The organism is Hyphobacterium sp., from assembly GCF_965229905.1.
Classification (GTDB): Bacteria; Pseudomonadota; Alphaproteobacteria; order Caulobacterales; family Maricaulaceae; genus Hyphobacterium.
The window spans coordinates 145,272-164,586 of the sequence record NZ_OZ245930.1 but is presented as its reverse complement, the minus strand read 5'-3'; the positions used below and the strand labels follow the sequence as shown (position 1 = coordinate 164,586).

Below are 19,315 nucleotides of genomic sequence, written 5' to 3'. Positions count from 1 at the left end.
TCATGACCGAAGGCGAGGATAAATGCCGGGGTGTCCGGCATGTCGCCATCATCATGGACGGAAACGGCCGTTGGGCGCAGCAGCGCGGACGGCCGCGGGCCTTCGGTCATTCCAAGGGCGTGGATGCGGTCCGCGAGGCCGTGCGGGCGGCCGGTGACGCCGGCGTCAAATACCTGACTCTGTTCGGCTTTTCGACGGAGAACTGGCGCCGCCCGAGCGACGAGGTCGATGCCCTGTTCGATCTCATGAAACGCTTCGTCGATGCCGATCTCGCCAAGCTCGACCGCGAAGGCGTCAATATTCGCATCGCCGGACGCCGCGAAGGCCTGTCGGAAGACTTGCTCTCCATCATCGAGCGCGCCGAACGCACAACGGCCCGCAATGACCGCTGCTTCCTGACGATCGCCTTCAATTATGGCGGCCGCGACGAGATCGTTCGCGCCACAAGGCGCATCGCCAAGGATGTCGCGGGAGGCCGGATGAACCCTGAAGATGTCGATGAGGCCGTATTTGCCAGCCAGCTCGACACCGCCGGCATGCCGGATCCGGATATCGTGATCCGCACCAGCGGTGAGCATCGCACCAGCAATTTCCTGATCTGGCAGGCAGCCTATGCCGAACTGGTCTTCCTCGATGTGCTCTGGCCGGATTTCAGCGCGCGCCATTTCGAACAGGCCCTCAGTGAATTTGCATCCCGGCAGAGGCGCTTCGGGGGCGTGGATGCTGCCTGACACCCATCCGTTGCGCCGGCGCGATCCCGCGCTGGTCACGCGGATCGTTTCCGCCCTGGTCCTGATCCCGGTCTCCCTGTTCCTGTTGTGGAATGGCGGGCTTGCCTTCACCGCATATTGCGCAGCCTTTGCCGCGGCGATGGCCTGGGAATGGATGCGCATGGCGGATCGTGACGCGCCGACGCGCAGCTATGCGATCGCCTCGGCCGCAGCCTGCGGCGCGGTCCTGTTCGCGGCCGATGGCGAGTTCTTCTGGATGCTGGCCTGGCCGATCGCCGGTGCGGTGGGCGTCATGTTCACCGGCGAATTGCCGACGCAGCGGCGCTGGCGTGGCGGCTTCGGCATTCTCTATGTTTCGCTGTCGGTATCGGCCCTGGCCTCGCTTCGCTCGCTCAACGGGCTGGACGCCGCGGCCTTCATTCTGCTCGTCGTCTGGGCCGCCGACAGCGCCGCCTATTTCGCCGGCACGCTGATCGGGGGTCCGAAGCTGTGGCCCAAGGCCAGCCCCAACAAAACCTGGGCCGGCGTGGTGGCAGCGCTCATCGGCGGCAGCGCCGCGGCCTGGGGTTTTGCGCGCTGGCAGGGCTTCGATCCCGTCGATACAATGCTCGCTGGCGTGCTATTGGCGATCGCTGCGGTCATCGGTGATCTGGTGATGTCGCTGTTCAAGCGCCGGTTCGGCGTCAAGGACACCGGTGAAATCATTCCCGGCCATGGCGGCGTGCTGGACCGCGTCGACGCTCTGATGGCGGCCTGTTTAACGGGGCTTGTCCTCGCCAGCCTCAACGTGCTGGAAAGCCCGCTGTGACCCGGCGGATATCCATCCTCGGTGCGACCGGATCGGTCGGCACCGCTACGCTCGACTTGGTGCGCCGCGCCGAGCCGGATGCATTCGAGCTGATTGCCCTGACCGCCAACCGGAATGTTGACGCGCTGGCGGCGATTGCGCGGGAATTCAAACCGCGTATCGCAGTGATCGGCGATGAACGCCAGGGCGGCACATTGTCGAAAGCCCTGGAGGGCACCGGCATTGAAACCGCTTCCGGCCCGACAGCCCTGATCGAGGCAGCATCGCGTCCGGTTGACTGGACCATGGCCGCGATCGTCGGTTCGGCGGGGCTGGAACCCACCGCCGCCGCGCTGCAGGACGGCGCGGCCGTTGCGCTGGCGAACAAGGAATGCCTAGTGTGTGCGGGAGAATATTTCATCGACCTGGCCGCCCGGCGCGGCGCCACGATTCTGCCGGTCGACAGTGAACACAATGCCATTTTTCAGTCGATCTACCCAGGCCACGACCGCTTCATCCGCCGTATCACCCTGACCGCTTCCGGCGGGCCGTTTCGAGACTGGCCCCGCGAAAGGATGGGATCGGCCACCCGGTCCGATGCCTTGGCGCATCCGGTCTGGAGTATGGGCGACAAGATTTCGATCGATTCCGCGACCTTGATGAACAAAGGCTTGGAAGTCATTGAAGCCTGTAGATTATTCGGCTTGCCGCCGCGCCAGGTCGACGTCGTCATCCATCGCCAATCGGTGATTCACGGACTGGTCGAATACGTCGATGGCAGCGTGCTCGCACAGCTCGGCAGTCCCGACATGCGCATTCCAATCGCCTCGGCCCTGTCCTGGCCCGAGCGCATGGAAACGCCGGCGGAACGGCTGGATCTGGCGCGCATCGGTCAGCTTGACTTTGAACCGCCGGACGAGGCGCGCTTCCCGGCGCTTCGGATCGCCCGCGATGCGCTGGAAGCGGGCGAGGGGGCGACCGCGGCGCTGAATGCTGCAAACGAGGTCGCCGTAGAGGCCTTCCTGCAGGGGCAGGTCGGTTTCCTTGACATCGCGGGGCTCGTTTCCGACTGTCTCGGCAGTCTTGAAGGCAGTGCGGCCCTGCCGCAGCGATTTGGCGGCCTGGACGAGGCCCTCGACGTTGACAGTCGGGCGCGGACATGGACACGCGACGCTTTGTCGACCGTCAATTCAAAACACGCATGAGGTTGTTTTGCTGGACTTTTTGACTTCCGGAGTGATCACGATTCTCGCCTTTGTGGCGGTGATCTCGGTGGTCGTCATTATCCATGAATTGGGCCATTATTTCGCCGGGCGCTGGTGCGGGGTTCATGCCGAGGTCTTTTCCGTCGGTTTCGGTCCGACGCTGTTCGCGGTTCGCGACCGGCGCGGAACGATCTGGCGCATCGCCGCGCTGCCACTGGGCGGATATGTCCGGTTCATGGGCGATGCCGGTGCGGCCAGTGAGCCTGATGCGGAAAAGCTCGCGGCGATGCGTACGAAATTGGGTGCAGACGCCAATCGGTGCTTCCATTTCAAACCGGTCTGGCAACGGGCCATCATTGTTGCGGCGGGACCGATCGCAAACTTTCTTCTCGCTATTGTTGTTTTCTTTGCCTTGTTCGCAACGTTCGGGCAATCGACGCAGGCCCCGGTCGTCGGCAGCATCCGCGCCGAATCCGAAGCCGAACGCGCCGGCCTTGAAGTCGGCGACCGTGTGGTGCAGATCGCCGGCTCGCGGATCGAGGCGTTTCCGGACATCATGACCGAATTCATGCTGCGGCCGGACGAAGCGGTTCCCATCCAGATCGAGCGCGACGGACGCATGATCGACATGGTCGTCACGCCCAGCATTGCGCGTGTGCCGGACGGGCTAGGGGGATATCGCGAGCGCGCCATTGTCGGCTTTGGACCGTCCGGCGAGATTTTCTACCGGCAATTGGGACCGATCGAATCGCTGGGGGCTGCCATTGCGCAAGTCGGGCGTGTTATCAGCCTGACAGGCCGCTATGTCTGGCGCATTATCACCGGCCGGGTGCCGCCGAACATGCTCAATGGACCCCTGGGCATTGTGACGGTGTCCGGTCAGGTGGCCAACGCTTCGATCGATAACGCCGGTTCAGCAGGCCAGGCCGCGGGCGGGCTGGCATTAAACCTCATTCAACTTGTCGCCCTGTTCAGCATTGGACTGGGATTGGTCAACCTGCTGCCGATACCCATACTCGACGGCGGGCATCTGGTGTATTACGCCTACGAGGCGGTTGCCGGGAGACCGCTCAGTGCGAAGGCGCAGGCCATCGGCTTCAGGGTCGGGCTTGCGCTGGTACTGGGTTTGATGCTTGTAGCAACCTGGAACGATTTGGTTTATCTGGGCGGATTAGGTTCCTGATCCGAGACACGAACGGCGGCCCGTATGTCGAGTATTCAGCGCGTTCTGACCGCGGCTCTTTTTTGCGTAATTACCGGTAGCGTATCGCTCGGCCTTTCGGCGCCGGCCGCCGCGCAGGATTCGCAGCCCAATGAAGCCGTGCCGCTCCGCCAGGTGCTGGTGCAAGGCAATCAACGGGTCGAGGCCGACACCGTGCTGTCCTATCTTTTGCTTCAGCCTGGCGTTCCCGTCGACGCCCGTTCGGTCAATTTGTCGATCCAGACCCTGTTTGCGACCGGCTTGTTCTCCGACGTGCGGATCGAGAACCGCGGCGATGTGGTCATCATCTATGTGCAGGAAAACCCGATCATCAACCGCGTGATTCTCGAAGGAAATCGTGCGGTGGACGATGAAGCCATCAATGAGGAAATCCAGGCCCAGCCGCGCGCGATCTTTACACGCGCCCGCGTTCAGGCCGACGTCCAGCGGATCATCGAGGTCTATCGCCGTTCCGGCCGCTTCGCCGCACAAGTGACGCCGCGCATCGTCGAACTGCCGCAAAACCGCGTCGATCTGGTGTTCGAGATTTCCGAAGGCCCGGTGACCGGCGTTCGCCGCGTCAATTTCATCGGGAATGAGTCGTTTTCCGACCGTGAGCTTCGCCGCGAACTGGTGACGGTCGAATCGCGCTGGTGGCGGTTTTTCTCAACCAATGACAATTACGATCCCGACCGGCTGGAATACGACCGGGAACTGCTGCGGCAATTCTACCAGAACCGCGGCTATGCGGACTTCCGCGTCGTGTCCGCGGTCGCCGAGCTGACGCCCGACCAGGAAGACTTCTACATCACCTTCACGCTGGACGAGGGCGACATCTATACCTTCGGCGATATCAGCGTCGAAACGGAACTGCCGGATATCGATCCTGAACGCCTTGTCGGCTTTTTGCCGGTACGCACCGGAGAATTGTTCCGCGGCGAGTTGATTGAGGAGTCGGTCGACACGCTGAATTTCGCAGTGGGCGCGACAGGCTATGCCTTCGTCAATATCGCACCGAACATCGCCCGCAATCGCGACGATCGTACCGTTGACGTGGTGTTCGAGATCGAGGAAGGCCCGCGCGTCTACATCGAGCGGATCGATGTCGTCGGCAATACGCGCACACTCGACCATGTGATCCGGCGCGAGCTTGAGCTCGTCGAAGGCGATGCCTTCAACCGGTCGCTGATCGACAGGTCGCAATCCCGCGTCCGCCGACTTGGCTTTTTCGAAGAGGTCGAAATCACCGAAGTACAGGGCTCATCGCCGGACCGCGCCCGCTTGCAGGTCGCGGTGACGGAACAGCCCACCGGTGAACTCGCCTTCGGGGCCGGTTTCTCGTCCACCGATGCCTTCCTGGTCGATCTGTCGATCTCCGAGCGCAATCTGCGCGGCCGCGGTCAGTTCTTGCGTTTCCGCATCGCCGCCAGCTCGCGCCGCGAGCAGGTCGACATCCGCTTTACCGAACCGCGCTTCCTTGACCGCAACCTGGCCGCCGGCGTCGATGTCTTCTCCGTCCGGTCCGACTTCATCACCGAAGCCAGCTTCGAAACCCAATCGACGGGTTTCAGCTTGCGCGCCGGCTTCCCGACCACCCGCTCGACCAATCTCGGCCTGCAATACACGCTGCGGACAGACGATGTGGTCGTGTTCGCAGGCGCCAACCAGTCGCTGCGAAACCAGGCCGGCTCCCGCGTCACATCGGTGGCCAATTTCACCTTGCGTTGGGACCGCGTCGACAATCCGATCGAGCCGACGCGCGGCTTCCGCGCCGAGCTCAGCCAGTCCTTCGCCGGGGTCGGCGGCGATGTCCGCTTTGTCTCGACCGAGGTCACCGCATCGGTTTACCGCCCGCTATTCTGGAACTTCGTGGGCAGCCTGAATCTGAATTCCGGCTTCATCATGGGCTGGGGCGGCGACAATGTCCGGATTAACGACCGTTTCTTCCGCGGCGGTAACTCCTTCCGCGGCTTCGAAGTGGCCGGTATCGGCCCGCGGGTCGTTGTGCGCGATACCACGACCGGCGATCTGCGCGGCGGCGATGCCCTCGGCGGCCGTTTCTACGCGATCGGCACCGCGGAAATGTCCTTCCCGCTGCCGCTGCCGGAGCAGTACGGCGTGCGCGGCAGCTTGTTCACCGATTTCGGCACTTTGGGACTGCTCGACGATGAGGACCTTATCGACGAAGTCACCGGGCAGGCCTTTACGACAGACGATCTGTCGCTCCGCGTCTCCGCCGGCCTTAGCATTTTCTGGGATTCACCGTTTGGCCCGGTCCGCTTCGACTTGGCCGAGGCGCTGGTCAACGAAACCTATGACCGCACCGAATTCTTCCGCTTCAGCACACGAACAGGATTCTAAAGATGAAACCTTCCTCCCTTAACCCGCTCGCGCTTGTTGCCGCGGCCGTGGCTTTTGTCTCGGTCAGCGCGCCGGCGATGGCTCAGACGATCATCGTGATCAACGAGGATCGTATCCTGCGCGAAAGCGCGGTCGGCGTGCATATCGCCACCCGCCTGCAGACCATTTCCGAAGAAATGGACGGCGAGCTGCGCGCGATGCGTGAGCCGATCGACGCTGAAATTGAACGTCTGAACGCAGAAACCTCCGGTCTGACGCAGGAAGCGGTGCAACAGCGCCAGGACCTGATGACCCGCATCCAGACGGTCAGCCAGCAGGGCCAGCAATTCGAGACCGTTCGCCAGCGTTATGCAAACGAGCTCGTCGCAACCGAGCGCGCCGCGATGCGCCCGGTGCTCGAAGCTTTGCAGGCTGTGCTGCAGGAAGTCGTGACGGCGCGTAATGCCGACATCGTCATCGACCGCAGCACGCTCGTTTATTCGAACGCCAGCGTCGACGCCAGCCAGGACGTGATCGACGCGCTCAATGCGCGCCTGCCGACCGTTCCGGTGAACCGCGTCCGCCTGCCGGAAAACAGCGGGCAGACGCAACAACCGCAGCAATAGACCGGGAGCAAGCGGGCTGTGGCCGATCCGCGTTTCTACGAATCCGCACACCCGCTTTCCCTCACCGAGATAGAGACACTGTCGGGTGCGAGCTTTGAAGGGCTCGCGCCCGATGGCGTTTCTGTCGACGATGTGGCGCCGATCACGGCAACCCAAGCCGGCGCTTTAAGCTATGCGGAACGCCGCCCGCCGGACGTTCAGCCCGGAGCGGTCGTCCTCAGCAAGCCGGAATTTGCCGAAGCATTGCGCGCGGCAGGCTGCCATGTCGCGGTCACCGAAAATCCGCGCGTGGCCTTTGCCCGCACGGCAGCAAAAATCTTCGCGGAAAAACCGCTCGAAGCCGGCGAGGCGGATATCGATCCGTCCGCGACCGTCCATGACGGGACTTTTATTGCGAAGGGCGCGCGCATTGGCGCCGGTGCCATTCTCGAACCCAATGTCGTGATCGGGCCGGGCGTGGAGATCGGGGAGGGCGCACTGATCCGCGCCAATGCTGTGATCTCCTTCGCGACCATCGGCGCGCGCACCGAGATCGGCTCATGCACCGTGATCGGCAAGACCGGTTTTGCCATCGCCCTGGGCGCCGAGCAGCGCGTCAAGGTTCCGCATTTCGGTCGCGCCATCATCGGCAGCGATGCGCTGATCGGCGCGTCCTGTTCGATCGATCGCGGCCTGTTCGGTGACACCGAGATCGGTGACAATTGCCAGATCGATAATTTCTGCCAGATCGCCCACAATGTGCGGATCGGATCCGGCACGGTGATGGCTGCCTTCGCCGGCATTTCCGGCAGCACCACGATCGGCCGCGACTGCCTGTTTGCTGGCCGGTGCGCGACCACCGACAACATCACCATCGGCAACAATGTCATCCTGCTCGCCGATTCAGCGGCGATGTATGACATCCCCGATGGCGAGAAATGGGGCGGCAGCCCGGCCATGCCCGCCCGCAATTTCCTGAAACAGATCACGCAATTGCGCCGCCTGTCGGGTATCAAGGGTGCGCAAGGCAAGAAGGCACGGAGAGATTGATGCGCGACCCGGACCGCGGCGTGACGATTGGCATTGACGAGATTCTCGATCGCCTGCCGCATCGTTATCCCTTTTTGCTGCTCGACCGCGCCGAGGATTACGTCGAAGGCGAATCCATTGTCGGTTTCAAGAATATCACGGTGAACGAGCCTTTCTTCCCGGGCCATTTCCCGGGCAATCCGGTGATGCCGGGTGTTCTGATCGTCGAGGCCGTGGCCCAGGCCGGCGCGCTTTTGATGTCCAAGACGCTCAACGCCGACGTCTCGAAAACCGCCATCTATTTCATGGGCGTGGACAAGGTCCGCTTCCGCCGTCCGGTGCGCCCGGGCGATACGTTGCGGATGCCGGTTCGCGTGACCCACATGCGCGGCGATCTGTTCAAATTCTCCGGTTCGGCCTTCGTCGGCGGGCAGCGCGTGACCGAGTTTGATTTTTCCGCCAAGGGTGTGACCAGCGCATGAGCGGCAAGATCCATCCCACGGCGATCGTCGAGGACAGTGTCAAACTGGGCGCCGATGTCGAGATCGGCCCTTATTGCATCATTGAAGGCGATGTAGAGCTTGGCGACGGGGTGCGCCTCAAATCGCACGTCACGATTGCCGGTCATACGCGCATCGGTGCAGAAACCGTCATCTACCCGCATGCCTCGCTCGGCCATCCGCCACAGGATTTCAAGTTCAAGGGTGAGGACACCCGCCTCATCATCGGCGCCCGCAACACGATCCGCGAATACGCGACCATGCATCCCGGAACCGGTGTCGGGCGGCAGCAAACCGTCGTTGGCGATGACGGTTTCTACATGATCGGTACACACATTGCGCATGACTGCATCGTTGGCGACAAGGTGGTGCTCTCCAATCACGCGGTGCTCGGCGGGCATACGGTGGTCGAAGACCAGGTGATTCTTGGCGGCTATACCGGCGTCGTTCAGCACTGCCGGATCGGCCGTCAGGCCTTCGTGAATGCCATGTCGCTGTTGACCAAGGACGTCATTCCCTATGGCGCGGCGGGCGGCAATCACGCGCATCTTGAAGGGCTGAACCTGGTCGGCCTCAAGCGCCGCGGCCATTCGCGCAGTGCGATCAAGGAATTGCGCACAGCCTACCGGCTGCTGTTTGCCGAGGAAGGATCGTTCAGCGAGCGTCTGGAAGACGTCTCCAGCCTTTACTCGGAAAATCCGGCCGTCATGGAGATTGTCGATTTCATCCGCGCCGAACCCAATCGCTCCATCTGCATGCCGCATGACTGAGCCCGACAGAGCCGACTGGAGAAAACTCGCCATCATTGCGGGCGGTGGCGAGATCCCGTTGCTGATTGCGCAAGGCGAGTTGAGCGCCGGTCGTGCGCCCTTCATCGTTGAGGTCGACGGTTTCGCCGATCAGGACTTTGCCGCCTTCAACAAGGTACGCCTGCCCATCGCGAAAGTCGGCGGCATGCAAAAAGCGATGCTCGATGCGGGCTGCGATGCGGTCTGCTTCATCGGCCGGATCACACGCCCGAATTTCAAAGCCTTGATGGGGCTCGATGCCACCGCGATGGCGCTCTTGCCGCGTGTCACCCAGGCCGCGCGCTATGGCGATGATGCGCTCATGCGTGTCATCATCGACTCCTTCGAGCGGAAAGGCCTGCGCGCCATCGGTGCGCACCAGGCGATGTCCAGCCTGGTGCCGGGACCCGGCGTGCTGGGCGATGTCCAGCCCGATGACGCGGCCCGCGCCGACATCGCGAAGGCCCTGTCGATCGCCCGCCTCATCGGCGAGCACGATATCGGGCAGGGCGCTGTGGTTGCCAGCGGTCTGGTGTTGGCGGTTGAAGCCCAGGAAGGGACAGACGAAATGTTGGCCCGGATTGCGGGTCTGCCGCTGGAAATCCGTGGCCATGCGGCCAAGCGGGCCGGCGTGCTGGCCAAAACGCTGAAACCGCAACAGGAGCGGCGCATTGATATGCCGACGATCGGCTTGAAAACGATTGAAGGCGCGGCACGGGCGGGCCTGGCAGGTATTGCCGTCAGGGCCGGCAACGCCCTGATCCCGCGCATGGATGAAACGATCGCGGCGGCCGATGCCGCAGGCATTTTCATCTATGCGGCCCGGGAAGATGAGTAAGCCGTTTCGGATATTTCTTGTGGCCGTCGAACCGTCGGGCGATGCGCTCGGCGCGGATCTGATCATGGCGCTGCGCGAAGCCGGCCCCGACATCGAGATCGCCGGCGTCGGCGGGCGGCGGATGGAAGCGTTGGGCGTGACCAGCGCCGTCGACATTTCCGGTCTCGCCATCATGGGCTTGCTCGACGGGCTCAAAACCTATCCCGACATTCTTCGCAAGGTGAATGCCACGGTCGACGCGGCACTCGCCTTCGAGGCTGACACGGTCGTCCTGATCGATAGCTGGGGCTATATGATCCGCGTCGCCCAGCGGCTTCAGAAGCGCGCATTACCGCCCTTGCTGGTGAAATATGTCGGCCCGCAGATCTGGGCGGCCCGGCCCAAGCGGGCCGACGTCCTGGCACGGTCGGTTGATCATTTGCTGACGATACACGCCTTCGACGCGCCCATGTTCGAAGCAGCGGGTCTTCCGACCACCTTTGTCGGAAATCCGGCGCTGGAACGGCCCGTGACCGGCGATGGCAATGCGTTCCGCGAGCGCCATGGCATTTCGCCAGGCGCCCCCGTCGTCGGGGCTTTGTTCGGCAGCCGGCCGAGCGAATTGCGCCGCATTGGCCCGGGTCTTCGTGACGCTGTCGTCGACCTGAAGACCCGTTTGCCGGATGGGGCGGTCTTCGTCTCGCCCATGGCGCCGGCCATCGCGGACGATGTCCGCTTATCCCTCGACGCCGACCCGCGCATCTCGGATATCATCCTTGTCGACGAGGCGGAAAAACGCGATGCCACATCGGCGATGAATGTGGCGCTGGCCGTATCCGGCACGGCAACGACCGAGCTCGCCCTCGCAGGCGTGCCGACGGTCTCGACCTACAAGCTCGGCTGGCTGAGCTACTGGATCTACCGGACCATCCTGTTCAAGGCGGATTATTTCAGCCTTGTCAATATTGCCGCCGGTGAAGAGCTGATCCTCGAACATGCCCAGCAGGAATGCCGCGGAGATATCCTGGCGGGATCGGTGATGGCCCTGCTCGATGAGATCGAAAGCGGCCAATCGCGCAGTCCTCGCCTGAAAGCGGCGGCCGAAGCGATGAAAGGGGATGGGCGATCGAGCGCGCGCGCCGCGCAAGCCGTCATCGCCTTAACGACGGCCCGCCGCGAAAACAGCTAGCGCTTGTTGATCGGCACGTAGGCGCGCTCGGTTGCCCCGGCGAACAATTGCCGCGGCCGGCCGATCTTCTGAACCGGATCCTCGATCATCTCGGTCCACTGGGCGATCCAGCCGACCGTCCGCGCCAGCGCGAACAGCACCGTGAACATGGATGTCGGGAAGCCCATCGCGCGCAGCGTGATGCCCGAATAAAAATCGATATTCGGATAGAGCTTCTTCTCGACGAAATATTCGTCTTCCAAGGCGATCTTTTCGAGCTCCATCGCCACCTGAAGCAGCGGCTCGTTGCGCACGCCGAGCACGTCGAGAACCTCGTGGCACGTCTCGCGCATGACCTTGGCTCGCGGATCGTAGTTCTTGTAGACGCGGTGTCCGAAGCCCATCAGCCGGAACGGATCATTCTTGTCTTTCGCGCGGGCAATGTATTCAGGGATCTGGTCCACCGATCCGATTTCCTCGAGCATGTTCAGGGCGGCTTCGTTCGCGCCGCCATGTGCCGGCCCCCACAGGCTGGCAATACCGGACGCAATGCAGGCAAACGGGTTGGCCCCCGACGATCCGGCGAGGCGCACGGTCGAGGTCGAGGCGTTTTGCTCGTGATCGGCGTGCAGGATGAAGATCTTGTCCATCGCCTTGGCGAGCGTCTTGTTGAGCTCGTAATCCTCGGCCGGCACGGCAAAGCACATGCGCAGGAAATTGCCGGCAAAGTCGAGATCATTGCGCGGGCTGATGAAGGGCTGGCCGATCGAGTATTTGTACGCGCGCGCCGCGATGGTCGGCATTTTCGCGATCATGCGGTGGCTGGCAATCACCCGCGCTTCCGGATCGTTGATGTCGGTTGAATCGTGGTAGAATGCGGACAAGGCGCCGACCGTGCCGACCATCACCGCCATCGGGTGCGCGTCGCGTCGGAAGCCGCGGAAGAACTGATCGAACTGATCGTGCAGCATGGTGTGCCGGCGGATCGTCATGTCGAAGTCTTTGAGTTCGCCCGCGGTCGGCAGTTCGCCGTGCAACAAGAGATAACAAACTTCGATAAAGCTCGATTGCTCGGCCAGCTGGTCGATCGGATATCCGCGATAGAGGAGGGTGCCATCATCGCCGTCGATATAGGTGATATGGCTTTCGCAGGAGCCGGTGGAGGTGAAGCCCGGATCGTAAGTGAAGACGCCGGCTTGCTTGTAGAGGGTCCGGATATCGATCACGTCGGGACCGATCGACCCCTTCAGGACCGGCAACTCATAGGTCTGACCATCAATCGTGAGGGTTGCCGTTCCATTGGGTTTTGCTTTGCTTTCCATGATGGTCGTCCTTCTTTTTTCGTGCGTCTTATAGGGCCGATTTGATCTGGTCATCAATACGGCGCGATACCTCGTCACGGCCCAGCCATTCGATCACCAGGGAGAGGTCTGGTGCCGGCGCGCCGCCTGTCAGGGCGGCCCGCAAAGGCGCCCCGATCTTGCCGAATCCGATGTCCTCTCGTTCGACGAAGAGCTCCAGCGCGTTATGGATCGCCTCGGCCGACCATTCGGTAAGGGAGTCCAGAACCGGCTTGAAGCGCGCCAGAACGTGCGTTGCATCGCCTTTCAACGGTTTGGCGGCCTTGCCTTCGACAATGATCGGCGTGGGCCGGACCAGGAAATAGGCCTGGCCGGCCAAAGCTTCCAGTGTTGCGGCGCGGGTTTTCAGCACCGGCATGGCCGCCGTCAGCCGCGAACGGATGACGGGGTCTGAAACATCAAGGCCATCGACCTGTTTCGCGCACCAGGGCAGCACCAATTCGACCAGCCGCGCATCGTCTGCGAGCTTCATGTGATGCGCATTGATATGCGCCATCTTGTCGAAATCGAGCCGTCCGGGCGCCTTGTTCAGCCCGTTCAGGCTGAAAGCGGCCTTTGCCTCTTCATCGCTGAAGAACTCCTGGTCACCGCTCGCCCAACCGAGGCGAAGCAAATAATTGCGCAGGCCTTCCGGCAGATAGCCCATGTCGCGATAGGCGTCGACGCCGAGCGCACCATGGCGCTTGGACAGCTTCTTGCCGTCCGGACCGTGGATCAGCGGGATGTGTGCGAATAGCGGGCGGTCCCAGCCCAGCGCGTCGTAAATCTGGGCTTGCCGGGCGGCATTCACCAGATGGTCGTCACCGCGCACGATATGGGTGATGCCCATATCATGATCGTCGACGACAACCGCGAGATTGTAGGTCGGCGACCCATCGCTGCGCAGAAGCACGAGATCGTCGAATTCCTTGCCTTTCCAGCGCACATCGCCCTGCACCGCGTCCTCTATCACGACATCGCCGTCCGCCGCGCGGAACCGCACGGTGAAAGGTGCGCCGTCTGGCGCCTCGGCGGGATCGCGGTCGCGCCACGGGCTGCGCAGCGCGCGCCCTTCGCCGAATGCTTTCTGGCGCTCGGCCGCGGTTTCGGTCTCGCTCATATAGCAGCGGAAGGCCCGGCCGTTGGCGAGCAGATCATCGACAACGGCCGCATGCCGGGCGGCATTGGCCGCTTGCGAAACGGGCTCGCCGTCCCAGTCGAGGCCCAGCCAGATCAGGCCGTCGAGAATGGCCTGCGTTGCGGCCTCGGTCGAGCGCTCGCGATCGGTATCTTCGATACGCAGCAGGAATTTTCCACCCGCGCCGCGCGCCAACAGCCAGTTGAACAGCGCAGTTCGTGCGCCCCCGATATGGAGAAAACCTGTCGGTGAAGGCGCAAATCGTGTAACTATGGGTTGTTTTGTTTTTTGCACTCGCGAAACCATGCTGCGCTGCGGAAGGAGTGCGCGGGATAGCATGCTCACCTGGGGGATGAAATAGCCGATTGCGCCAGTTGCTTCACCCGCCGGTCCGTAGCTTGGCATCGCGTGTCATCGGTGCGTCCGCGGCCGCCCGCGATACGGTCCATGACGGGCAACCGATCCGTCTGGCAATCTGGGCGCCCATCGCCTTTGCGGTAGGCGCGATCGCCTATTTCGCGAACGCCCGGGAGCCTGCGGCCAGCGCCGGTCTGATCGCCCTCGCTTTCGCGGCAGGTCTGATCGTCGTGAGTCTGTACCGGCTGCGCGGGCGTCCCCTAGCTTGGTCGGCCGCCTTGCTGGTCGCCCTGGCGGCCCTTGGGTTTGCCCGGGCGCAATGGCACACCGTCGCACAGCGGGCGAACGTGGTCCGGGAATCGGCGCGCGCCGTAACCATCACCGGATGGATAGAAGCCGTGGAAACGCGCAATGGCCGGGAGCGCATCATGGCGCGTCTGGTCTCTCTGGACGGCATGGCGGACCCGCCCCGGCGGGTGCGCTTCTATGGCGAAAGAGGCGCACTCGGCCCGGGCGATGCCTTCCGTGCACGGGTCGTGCTGACACCACCGCGCCGGCCCGCGGTGCCGGGCGGATATGATCCGGCCTTTGCAGCCTGGTTCTCTGGCCTCGGCGGCACCGGCTATGCCATCGCACCGCTGGAGGTGGCCAGCCTCGGCGGTGACACGGTCCGGCGCCGCTTGGCGCGCTGGCGTTGGAGCATGGCCGAGCACATCCGCAGCCGCGCGCCGCCCGGCGCGGCGGGGATAGCGGCAGCGCTCCTTACCGGCGACCGCTCGGGTATTCCCGATGAACAAGCCGAGGCGCTGCGTTCGGCCGGTCTCGGTCACATCCTGGCGATTTCCGGCCTTCACATGAGTCTCTTCGCCGGCGGCCTGTTTTTCGCGGTGCGCGCGGGGCTCGCCGCCATTCCGGCCGTCGCAAGCCGTCGCGATCCGCGCATTCCGGCCGCTGTCTTCGCGCTATGGGGAGCAGGCCTCTATCTCGTGCTGTCCGGCATGTCGGTGTCGACCCAGCGCGCCTTTGTCATGGTCGCCGTTATCCTGCTCGGCGTCATCTTCAAACGCCGCGCGATCTCCCTGCAATCAATTGCGCTCGCCGCGGCGATCATCCTGGTTCTGCAGCCGCAAAGCGTTTTGTCCCCCGGTTTCCAGATGTCCTTTGCCGCCGCAGCGGCGCTTGTGGCCGCCTTCGACATCTGGCGCCAGAAGCGGCGCGACAGTGAAGGCGCGCGGGGTTGGTTATCCGGCATCGCCCGCTTTTGGGCCAGCCTCTCGGTGTCTTCATTAGTGGCGGGAAGCGCTACTGCGGCGTTCGCCGCTTTTCATTTCAACCGCATTGCTGTCTACGGCTTTCTCGCCAACCTCGCCGCCATGCCGGTCTTTTCGCTGGTTGTGATGCCGGCGGGCGCGCTGGCCCTGGCACTGGCGCCCCTGGGGCTCGACAGGCCGGTTCTGGCAGTCATGGGCTGGGGGCTGGCCTGGGTGGTGGGCGTTGCGGAGACCGTGTCGAACTGGCCGGGCGCCATCGCGCCGGCGGCCTCGGCGCCCGGTCATGTCGTGGCGGTATATGCGCTCGGCTTTGTTCTGCTGGTGGCAGCTTCCGGCTGGCCGCGGCGCCTCGGCGTGGCCTTAATTGCGCTGGCCTACATGCTCTGGTGGCAAAGCGATTCGCCGAACCTGTTCCTTAGCGAGGACGGCGTGATCCTCGCGCACACCGAGGCGGGCTGGACGAGCTCCGACCGGCGGCGGGCCCGCTTTGCCTCACGGGTCTTTCTGGAACAGTCCGGGACACGGGAGAGGGCCGGCCCGGGCGGCTGGACCTGCGATCGGCGCGGATGCTTCGGGACGGCGCGCGGGCTATCGATCGCCATTGCGCGCACCGGAGAAAGCCTCGCCGAAGACTGCGACCGGGCCGGCCTCGTGGTCTTGCACGATACCGCCTCACCGGTTCAGCGGGCGCACTGCCGGGCCTGGCTGATCGATGCCGCGGACCTTGCGCGGACTGGCGCCATGTCTTTCTGGGTTTCGCAGGGACAGATCTCGCAATCAACATCGGTCGAGCGCGAGCGCGGTGACCGGATCTGGGCCCGCTCACACGCCGGCGATCGCAGATCGCCTAGTGATAACGGCGGATAAGCCCGACCAGCCGGCCCTGAACCCGCACGCGGTCGGGTCCGAAAATACGCGTTTCATAAGCCGGGTTCGCGGCTTCCAGCGCGATGGAACCGCCTTTTTTGCGCAGGCGTTTCAGAGTCGCTTCCTCTTCGTCGACCAGCGCCACGACGATCTCGCCATTCATGGCGGTATCGCTGCGCTCGATAATGACGATGTCGCCGTCGAGAATGCCGGCATCGATCATCGAATCGCCTTCCACCTCGAGCGCGTAATGCTCGCCGCGCCCATGCGCGAGGTCGGGCGGCAATATGATCCGGTCACGCTCATGCTGGATCGCTTCGATCGGCACACCGGCGGCGATCTTGCCCAGGAGCGGTACGTCCATCGTGTCATTCGCCGCGCCCTGCGTGAAATCGGCTTCGACGACATTGCCGGCCTTCGGCGCCGCCGGAGAGACGGCATCGGGCAGTTTCAAAACCTCCAGGGCGCGGGCGCGGTGGGGGAGGCGCCGGATGAAACCGCGTTCTTCAAGCGCCGTGATCAGCCGGTGCACGCCGGACTTCGAGGCCAGGTCCAGCGCGTCCTTCATTTCCTCGAAAGACGGCGACACCCCGTCCTCGCTCAACCGCTTGTGGATGAACAGGAGAAGCTGGTGTTGTTTGCGCGTCAGCATGGCCCACTCCGGTGAGAACAAATCAGAAACTTCCGAAAATGTTCTATGAGTGTTCCGGGTTAACGTCAAGTAAAGCCGGGCTCAGCTCAACAGCGTCCGCGTGGCGGCCGCGACATTCTCTTGCCGCATAAGGCTTTCGCCGACGAGCAGGCCTTTCGCGCCGGCGGCTTTCAGGCGGGCAACATCGTCCGGTGTTGAGATACCGCTCTCGGCAATCGCGAATCGGTCCGCGGGGATTAGCGCCGACAGGCGTTCGAAGGTCGCGAGCGAGGTTTCAAACGTGGTGAGATCGCGATTATTGACGCCGATGAGCGGTGAGGGCAGGGCGAGGGCGCGCTCGAGCTCGGCCTCGTCATGGGTTTCGATCAGCGCCGCCATGCCGTGTTCGGCCGCGGCCTGGACAAGATCCAGCGCCAGCTTATCGTCGACACTCGCCATGATCACGAGGATCGCATCTGCGCCCAGCGCGCGCGATTGTATCACCTGCCAGGGATCGAGCAGGAAGTCCTTGCGCAGGGCGGGCAAGGACACCGCGCCGCGCGCCGCGGCCAGATAGTCCGGATGCCCCTGAAAGCTCGGCCCGTCGGTCAGGACGGAGAGGCAGGCCGCGCCGCCCTCGGCATAGGCTTTCGCCAGCGCCGGCGGATCGAAATCGGCGCGGATCAGCCCTTTGGACGGGCTGGCTTTCTTGATCTCCGCGATCAAAGCGATGCCGTCGGTCTCCGCCTTTGAGGCCAACGCGCCGGCGAAATCGCGGGCCGGGTCGGCCGCTGCGATCATGGCATTCAGGCGTGCGCTATCGAACGCCGCCTTGTCGCGGACGATTTCCTCGCGCTTGTAAGCCTCGATCTTGCGGAGGGCATTCACGCTTCGCCCCGCGAAATCGCCGCCATCTTCTCAAGCGCGCTTTTCGCCGCGCCGCTGTCGATGGAGGCGGCCGCCCTGGCAACGCCATCGGGAATATCTTTGGCCAGACCTGCAACGATCAAAGCGGCGCCGGCATTGAACAGGACAATGTCGCGATACGCGCTGGCCTCGCCGTCGAGAACCGCCCGCATGGCGTTCGCATTCTCCTCCGGTGTTCCGCCGACCAGATCGTCGATCCGCGCCATTGCCAGCCCGGCCCTATCCGGCGTCAGCGTGAACTCGGTCATCTCGCCCCTGTCGAGCTGTACGACACGCGTCTCGCCGGTCGTGGTGATTTCATCGAGCCCGTCGGATCCGTGCACTACCCAGGCAAACTCACAGCCGAGCGTGTCGAGCGCTTCCACGACCGGGCGCTGCCAGCGCGCATCGAAAACGCCCAGCAATTGCCGTTTCGCCCCGCCCGGATTGGCGAGCGGCCCCAGCAGGTTGAAGATCGTGCGCGAGCGCAGCGCCTTGCGCGCGCCGCCGACATGGCGCACCGCGGAATGGTGCGCCGGCGCAAACAGGAAGCCGACGCCGGCCTCGTTAACCGCGCGGCTCACCTGATCGGGGCTCGCTTCCAGGCTGACCCCGAGCGCAGCAAGAACTTCCGCCGATCCGGATTTCGAGGAGGCGGCGCGATTGCCATGCTTGGCGACCTTGGCGCCGGCGCCGGCCGCAACGATCGCCGCGGCAGTCGAGATATTATACGTGCCCTTGGCATCGCCCCCGGTGCCGCAGGTGTCGATCGCCCCGTCAGGCGCCGTAATGCCTTTCATCCGCTTGCGCAGCGATTGCGCGCCGATGGCTAGATCGTCCGGCGTTTCCCCGACGGCCGCGAGACCGATCAGAAAACCGCCGATCTCGGCTTCGCCGGCCTCCCCCTCCATCAACAGGTCAAACGCCCCGCCGATATCGTCCGCATCCGGGTGCTGGCCCCGCGACAGGGCTTGAAGGCAGGCATGCAGAGCGTTCATCAGGCAGCCTTCCGTGCGGGATATCCGGCGAGCGTCAGGAAATTGGCGAGCACGTCATGTCCGTGTTGGGACGCAATCGATTCGGGATGGAATTGCACACCATAAAGCGGCCGGCTTTTATGCTGCAGCGCCATGATCTCATCGTCTGCCGTGCGCGCCGTCACGCGAAGCGGGCCGTCGTCCGGCAAATCGGCCACCGCCAGCGAATGATATCGCGCCACGGCAAAGGGGCTGGGAATACCTTCGAACAGATCGGTACCGTCATGCATGATGTCGCTGGCCTTGCCATGCATGATCGCCTTGGCCTGCACGGTTCGCCCGCCAAACACCTCCCCCATGCATTGATGACCGAGACAGACCCCCAGAATGGGAAGCGAATCCGGGCCTTCGCGGATTAGATCGAGGCATATACCGGCGCTTTCCGGCCGGCCGGGGCCCGGCGACAGGCAGACCGCATCGGGCTTCAGATCGAGCGCACCGGGGACCGTCACCGCATCATTGCGAACGACATGCGTGTCTGCCCCCAATTCCTCGAAATAATGCACGAGGTTGAAGGTGAAGCTGTCATAATTGTCGATGATCAGCAGCATGCGGCGACCCCCTGGCGGAGCGCTAATCTAGAAGCCGGGCCGCCTG

At 63.6% G+C, this 19,315-nt stretch carries 18 protein-coding genes; 12 read left to right on the top strand and 6 right to left on the bottom strand.

All coding sequences use genetic code 11. The features are described from left to right. Positions 1 to 2: 2 nt before the first annotated feature. Genes ACO08C_RS00890 through ACO08C_RS00840 form a run of 11 tightly spaced genes read left to right on the top strand, consistent with a single transcriptional unit; the run spans position 3 to position 11,192 of the window. Positions 3 to 731, top strand: a complete 729-nt coding sequence (locus ACO08C_RS00890) for an isoprenyl transferase (RefSeq protein WP_421786700.1) — start codon at positions 3 to 5, stop codon at positions 729 to 731. After that, the gene (locus ACO08C_RS00885; RefSeq protein WP_421786699.1) at positions 721 to 1,539 is read left to right on the top strand and encodes a phosphatidate cytidylyltransferase; all 819 of its coding nucleotides are present in this window, start codon (positions 721 to 723) and stop codon (positions 1,537 to 1,539) included. Before ACO08C_RS00890 ends, ACO08C_RS00885 begins: the two co-directional genes overlap by 11 nt. Continuing rightward, complete coding sequence (gene dxr, locus ACO08C_RS00880; protein WP_421786697.1) at positions 1,536 to 2,723, top strand: 1-deoxy-D-xylulose-5-phosphate reductoisomerase; 1,188 nt, start codon at positions 1,536 to 1,538, stop codon at positions 2,721 to 2,723. The genes ACO08C_RS00885 and dxr overlap by 4 nt, the downstream gene beginning before the upstream one ends. Before the next feature lie 31 nt (positions 2,724 to 2,754). Beyond that, positions 2,755 to 3,906, top strand: a complete 1,152-nt coding sequence (locus ACO08C_RS00875) for a M50 family metallopeptidase (protein WP_421786695.1) — start codon at positions 2,755 to 2,757, stop codon at positions 3,904 to 3,906. A 24-nt stretch (positions 3,907 to 3,930) separates the two neighbouring features. Then, on the top strand, positions 3,931 to 6,285 hold the full coding sequence (gene bamA / locus ACO08C_RS00870) for an outer membrane protein assembly factor BamA (protein WP_421786694.1): 2,355 nt from the start codon (positions 3,931 to 3,933) through the stop codon (positions 6,283 to 6,285). Between the two features lie 2 nt (positions 6,286 to 6,287). Continuing rightward, complete coding sequence (locus ACO08C_RS00865; RefSeq protein ID WP_421786692.1) at positions 6,288 to 6,890, top strand: OmpH family outer membrane protein; 603 nt, start codon at positions 6,288 to 6,290, stop codon at positions 6,888 to 6,890. Positions 6,891 to 6,908: 18 nt separating this feature from the next. Continuing rightward, positions 6,909 to 7,919 carry a UDP-3-O-(3-hydroxymyristoyl)glucosamine N-acyltransferase gene (locus ACO08C_RS00860; protein ID WP_421786691.1) on the top strand — a complete coding sequence of 337 codons (1,011 nt, stop codon included), beginning with the start codon at positions 6,909 to 6,911 and terminating at the stop codon, positions 7,917 to 7,919. Then, positions 7,919 to 8,380, top strand: coding sequence for a 3-hydroxyacyl-ACP dehydratase FabZ (gene fabZ, locus ACO08C_RS00855; protein WP_421786689.1), 462 nt, complete (start codon positions 7,919 to 7,921; stop codon positions 8,378 to 8,380). Before ACO08C_RS00860 ends, fabZ begins: the two co-directional genes overlap by 1 nt. After that, positions 8,377 to 9,168: an acyl-ACP--UDP-N-acetylglucosamine O-acyltransferase gene (gene lpxA / locus ACO08C_RS00850; protein ID WP_421786687.1), complete on the top strand. Its 792-nt coding sequence runs from the start codon at positions 8,377 to 8,379 to the stop codon at positions 9,166 to 9,168. The genes fabZ and lpxA overlap by 4 nt, the downstream gene beginning before the upstream one ends. Continuing rightward, positions 9,161 to 10,024 carry an LpxI family protein gene (locus tag ACO08C_RS00845; protein WP_421786685.1) on the top strand — a complete coding sequence of 288 codons (864 nt, stop codon included), beginning with the start codon at positions 9,161 to 9,163 and terminating at the stop codon, positions 10,022 to 10,024. The genes lpxA and ACO08C_RS00845 overlap by 8 nt, the downstream gene beginning before the upstream one ends. Beyond that, positions 10,017 to 11,192, top strand: coding sequence for a lipid-A-disaccharide synthase (locus ACO08C_RS00840; protein WP_421786683.1), 1,176 nt, complete (start codon positions 10,017 to 10,019; stop codon positions 11,190 to 11,192). The genes ACO08C_RS00845 and ACO08C_RS00840 overlap by 8 nt, the downstream gene beginning before the upstream one ends. Here the strand turns inward: ACO08C_RS00840 and gltA are convergent. Beyond that, positions 11,189 to 12,493: a citrate synthase gene (gene gltA, locus ACO08C_RS00835; protein WP_421786681.1), complete on the bottom strand. Its 1,305-nt coding sequence runs from the start codon at positions 12,491 to 12,493 to the stop codon at positions 11,189 to 11,191. The genes ACO08C_RS00840 and gltA overlap by 4 nt on opposite strands. Positions 12,494 to 12,521: 28 nt before the next feature. After that, positions 12,522 to 13,955, bottom strand: a complete 1,434-nt coding sequence (gene gltX, locus ACO08C_RS00830) for a glutamate--tRNA ligase (RefSeq protein ID WP_421786679.1) — start codon at positions 13,953 to 13,955, stop codon at positions 12,522 to 12,524. Between the two features lie 92 nt (positions 13,956 to 14,047). Between gltX and ACO08C_RS00825 the strand changes: the two genes are divergently transcribed. After that, positions 14,048 to 16,144 (top strand): ComEC/Rec2 family competence protein, encoded by a 2,097-nt coding sequence (locus tag ACO08C_RS00825; RefSeq protein ID WP_421786677.1) that lies wholly within the window; start codon positions 14,048 to 14,050, stop codon positions 16,142 to 16,144. Here ACO08C_RS00825 and lexA read toward each other — a convergent pair. The 4 genes from lexA to ACO08C_RS00805 form a co-directional block, all read right to left on the bottom strand. Next, the gene (lexA, locus tag ACO08C_RS00820; protein WP_421786675.1) at positions 16,125 to 16,796 is read right to left on the bottom strand and encodes a transcriptional repressor LexA; all 672 of its coding nucleotides are present in this window, start codon (positions 16,794 to 16,796) and stop codon (positions 16,125 to 16,127) included. The two genes, ACO08C_RS00825 and lexA, sit on opposite strands and share 20 nt — an antisense overlap. An 81-nt stretch (positions 16,797 to 16,877) precedes the next feature. Then, complete coding sequence (gene trpC, locus ACO08C_RS00815; protein ID WP_421786673.1) at positions 16,878 to 17,663, bottom strand: indole-3-glycerol phosphate synthase TrpC; 786 nt, start codon at positions 17,661 to 17,663, stop codon at positions 16,878 to 16,880. Next, the gene (gene trpD, locus ACO08C_RS00810; protein WP_421786671.1) at positions 17,660 to 18,679 is read right to left on the bottom strand and encodes an anthranilate phosphoribosyltransferase; all 1,020 of its coding nucleotides are present in this window, start codon (positions 18,677 to 18,679) and stop codon (positions 17,660 to 17,662) included. Before trpD ends, trpC begins: the two co-directional genes overlap by 4 nt. Then, positions 18,679 to 19,269 carry an anthranilate synthase component II gene (locus ACO08C_RS00805; RefSeq protein ID WP_421786669.1) on the bottom strand — a complete coding sequence of 197 codons (591 nt, stop codon included), beginning with the start codon at positions 19,267 to 19,269 and terminating at the stop codon, positions 18,679 to 18,681. Before ACO08C_RS00805 ends, trpD begins: the two co-directional genes overlap by 1 nt. Positions 19,270 to 19,315: the final 46 nt, after the last annotated feature.

Coding starts and splice junctions, on each gene's coding strand:
- ACO08C_RS00890 (WP_421786700.1), top strand. CDS start 3: ATGACCGAAGGCGAGGATAAATGCCGGGGTGTCCGGCATGTCGCCATC.
- ACO08C_RS00885 (WP_421786699.1), top strand. CDS start 721: ATGCTGCCTGACACCCATCCGTTGCGCCGGCGCGATCCCGCGCTGGTC.
- bamA (WP_421786694.1), top strand. CDS start 3,931: ATGTCGAGTATTCAGCGCGTTCTGACCGCGGCTCTTTTTTGCGTAATT.
- ACO08C_RS00865 (WP_421786692.1), top strand. CDS start 6,288: ATGAAACCTTCCTCCCTTAACCCGCTCGCGCTTGTTGCCGCGGCCGTG.
- fabZ (WP_421786689.1), top strand. CDS start 7,919: ATGCGCGACCCGGACCGCGGCGTGACGATTGGCATTGACGAGATTCTC.
- lpxA (WP_421786687.1), top strand. CDS start 8,377: ATGAGCGGCAAGATCCATCCCACGGCGATCGTCGAGGACAGTGTCAAA.
- ACO08C_RS00845 (WP_421786685.1), top strand. CDS start 9,161: ATGACTGAGCCCGACAGAGCCGACTGGAGAAAACTCGCCATCATTGCG.
- ACO08C_RS00840 (WP_421786683.1), top strand. CDS start 10,017: ATGAGTAAGCCGTTTCGGATATTTCTTGTGGCCGTCGAACCGTCGGGC.
- gltA (WP_421786681.1), bottom strand. CDS start 12,493: ATGGAAAGCAAAGCAAAACCCAATGGAACGGCAACCCTCACGATTGAT.
- gltX (WP_421786679.1), bottom strand. CDS start 13,955: ATGGTTTCGCGAGTGCAAAAAACAAAACAACCCATAGTTACACGATTT.
- lexA (WP_421786675.1), bottom strand. CDS start 16,796: ATGCTGACGCGCAAACAACACCAGCTTCTCCTGTTCATCCACAAGCGG.
- trpD (WP_421786671.1), bottom strand. CDS start 18,679: ATGAACGCTCTGCATGCCTGCCTTCAAGCCCTGTCGCGGGGCCAGCAC.
- ACO08C_RS00805 (WP_421786669.1), bottom strand. CDS start 19,269: ATGCTGCTGATCATCGACAATTATGACAGCTTCACCTTCAACCTCGTG.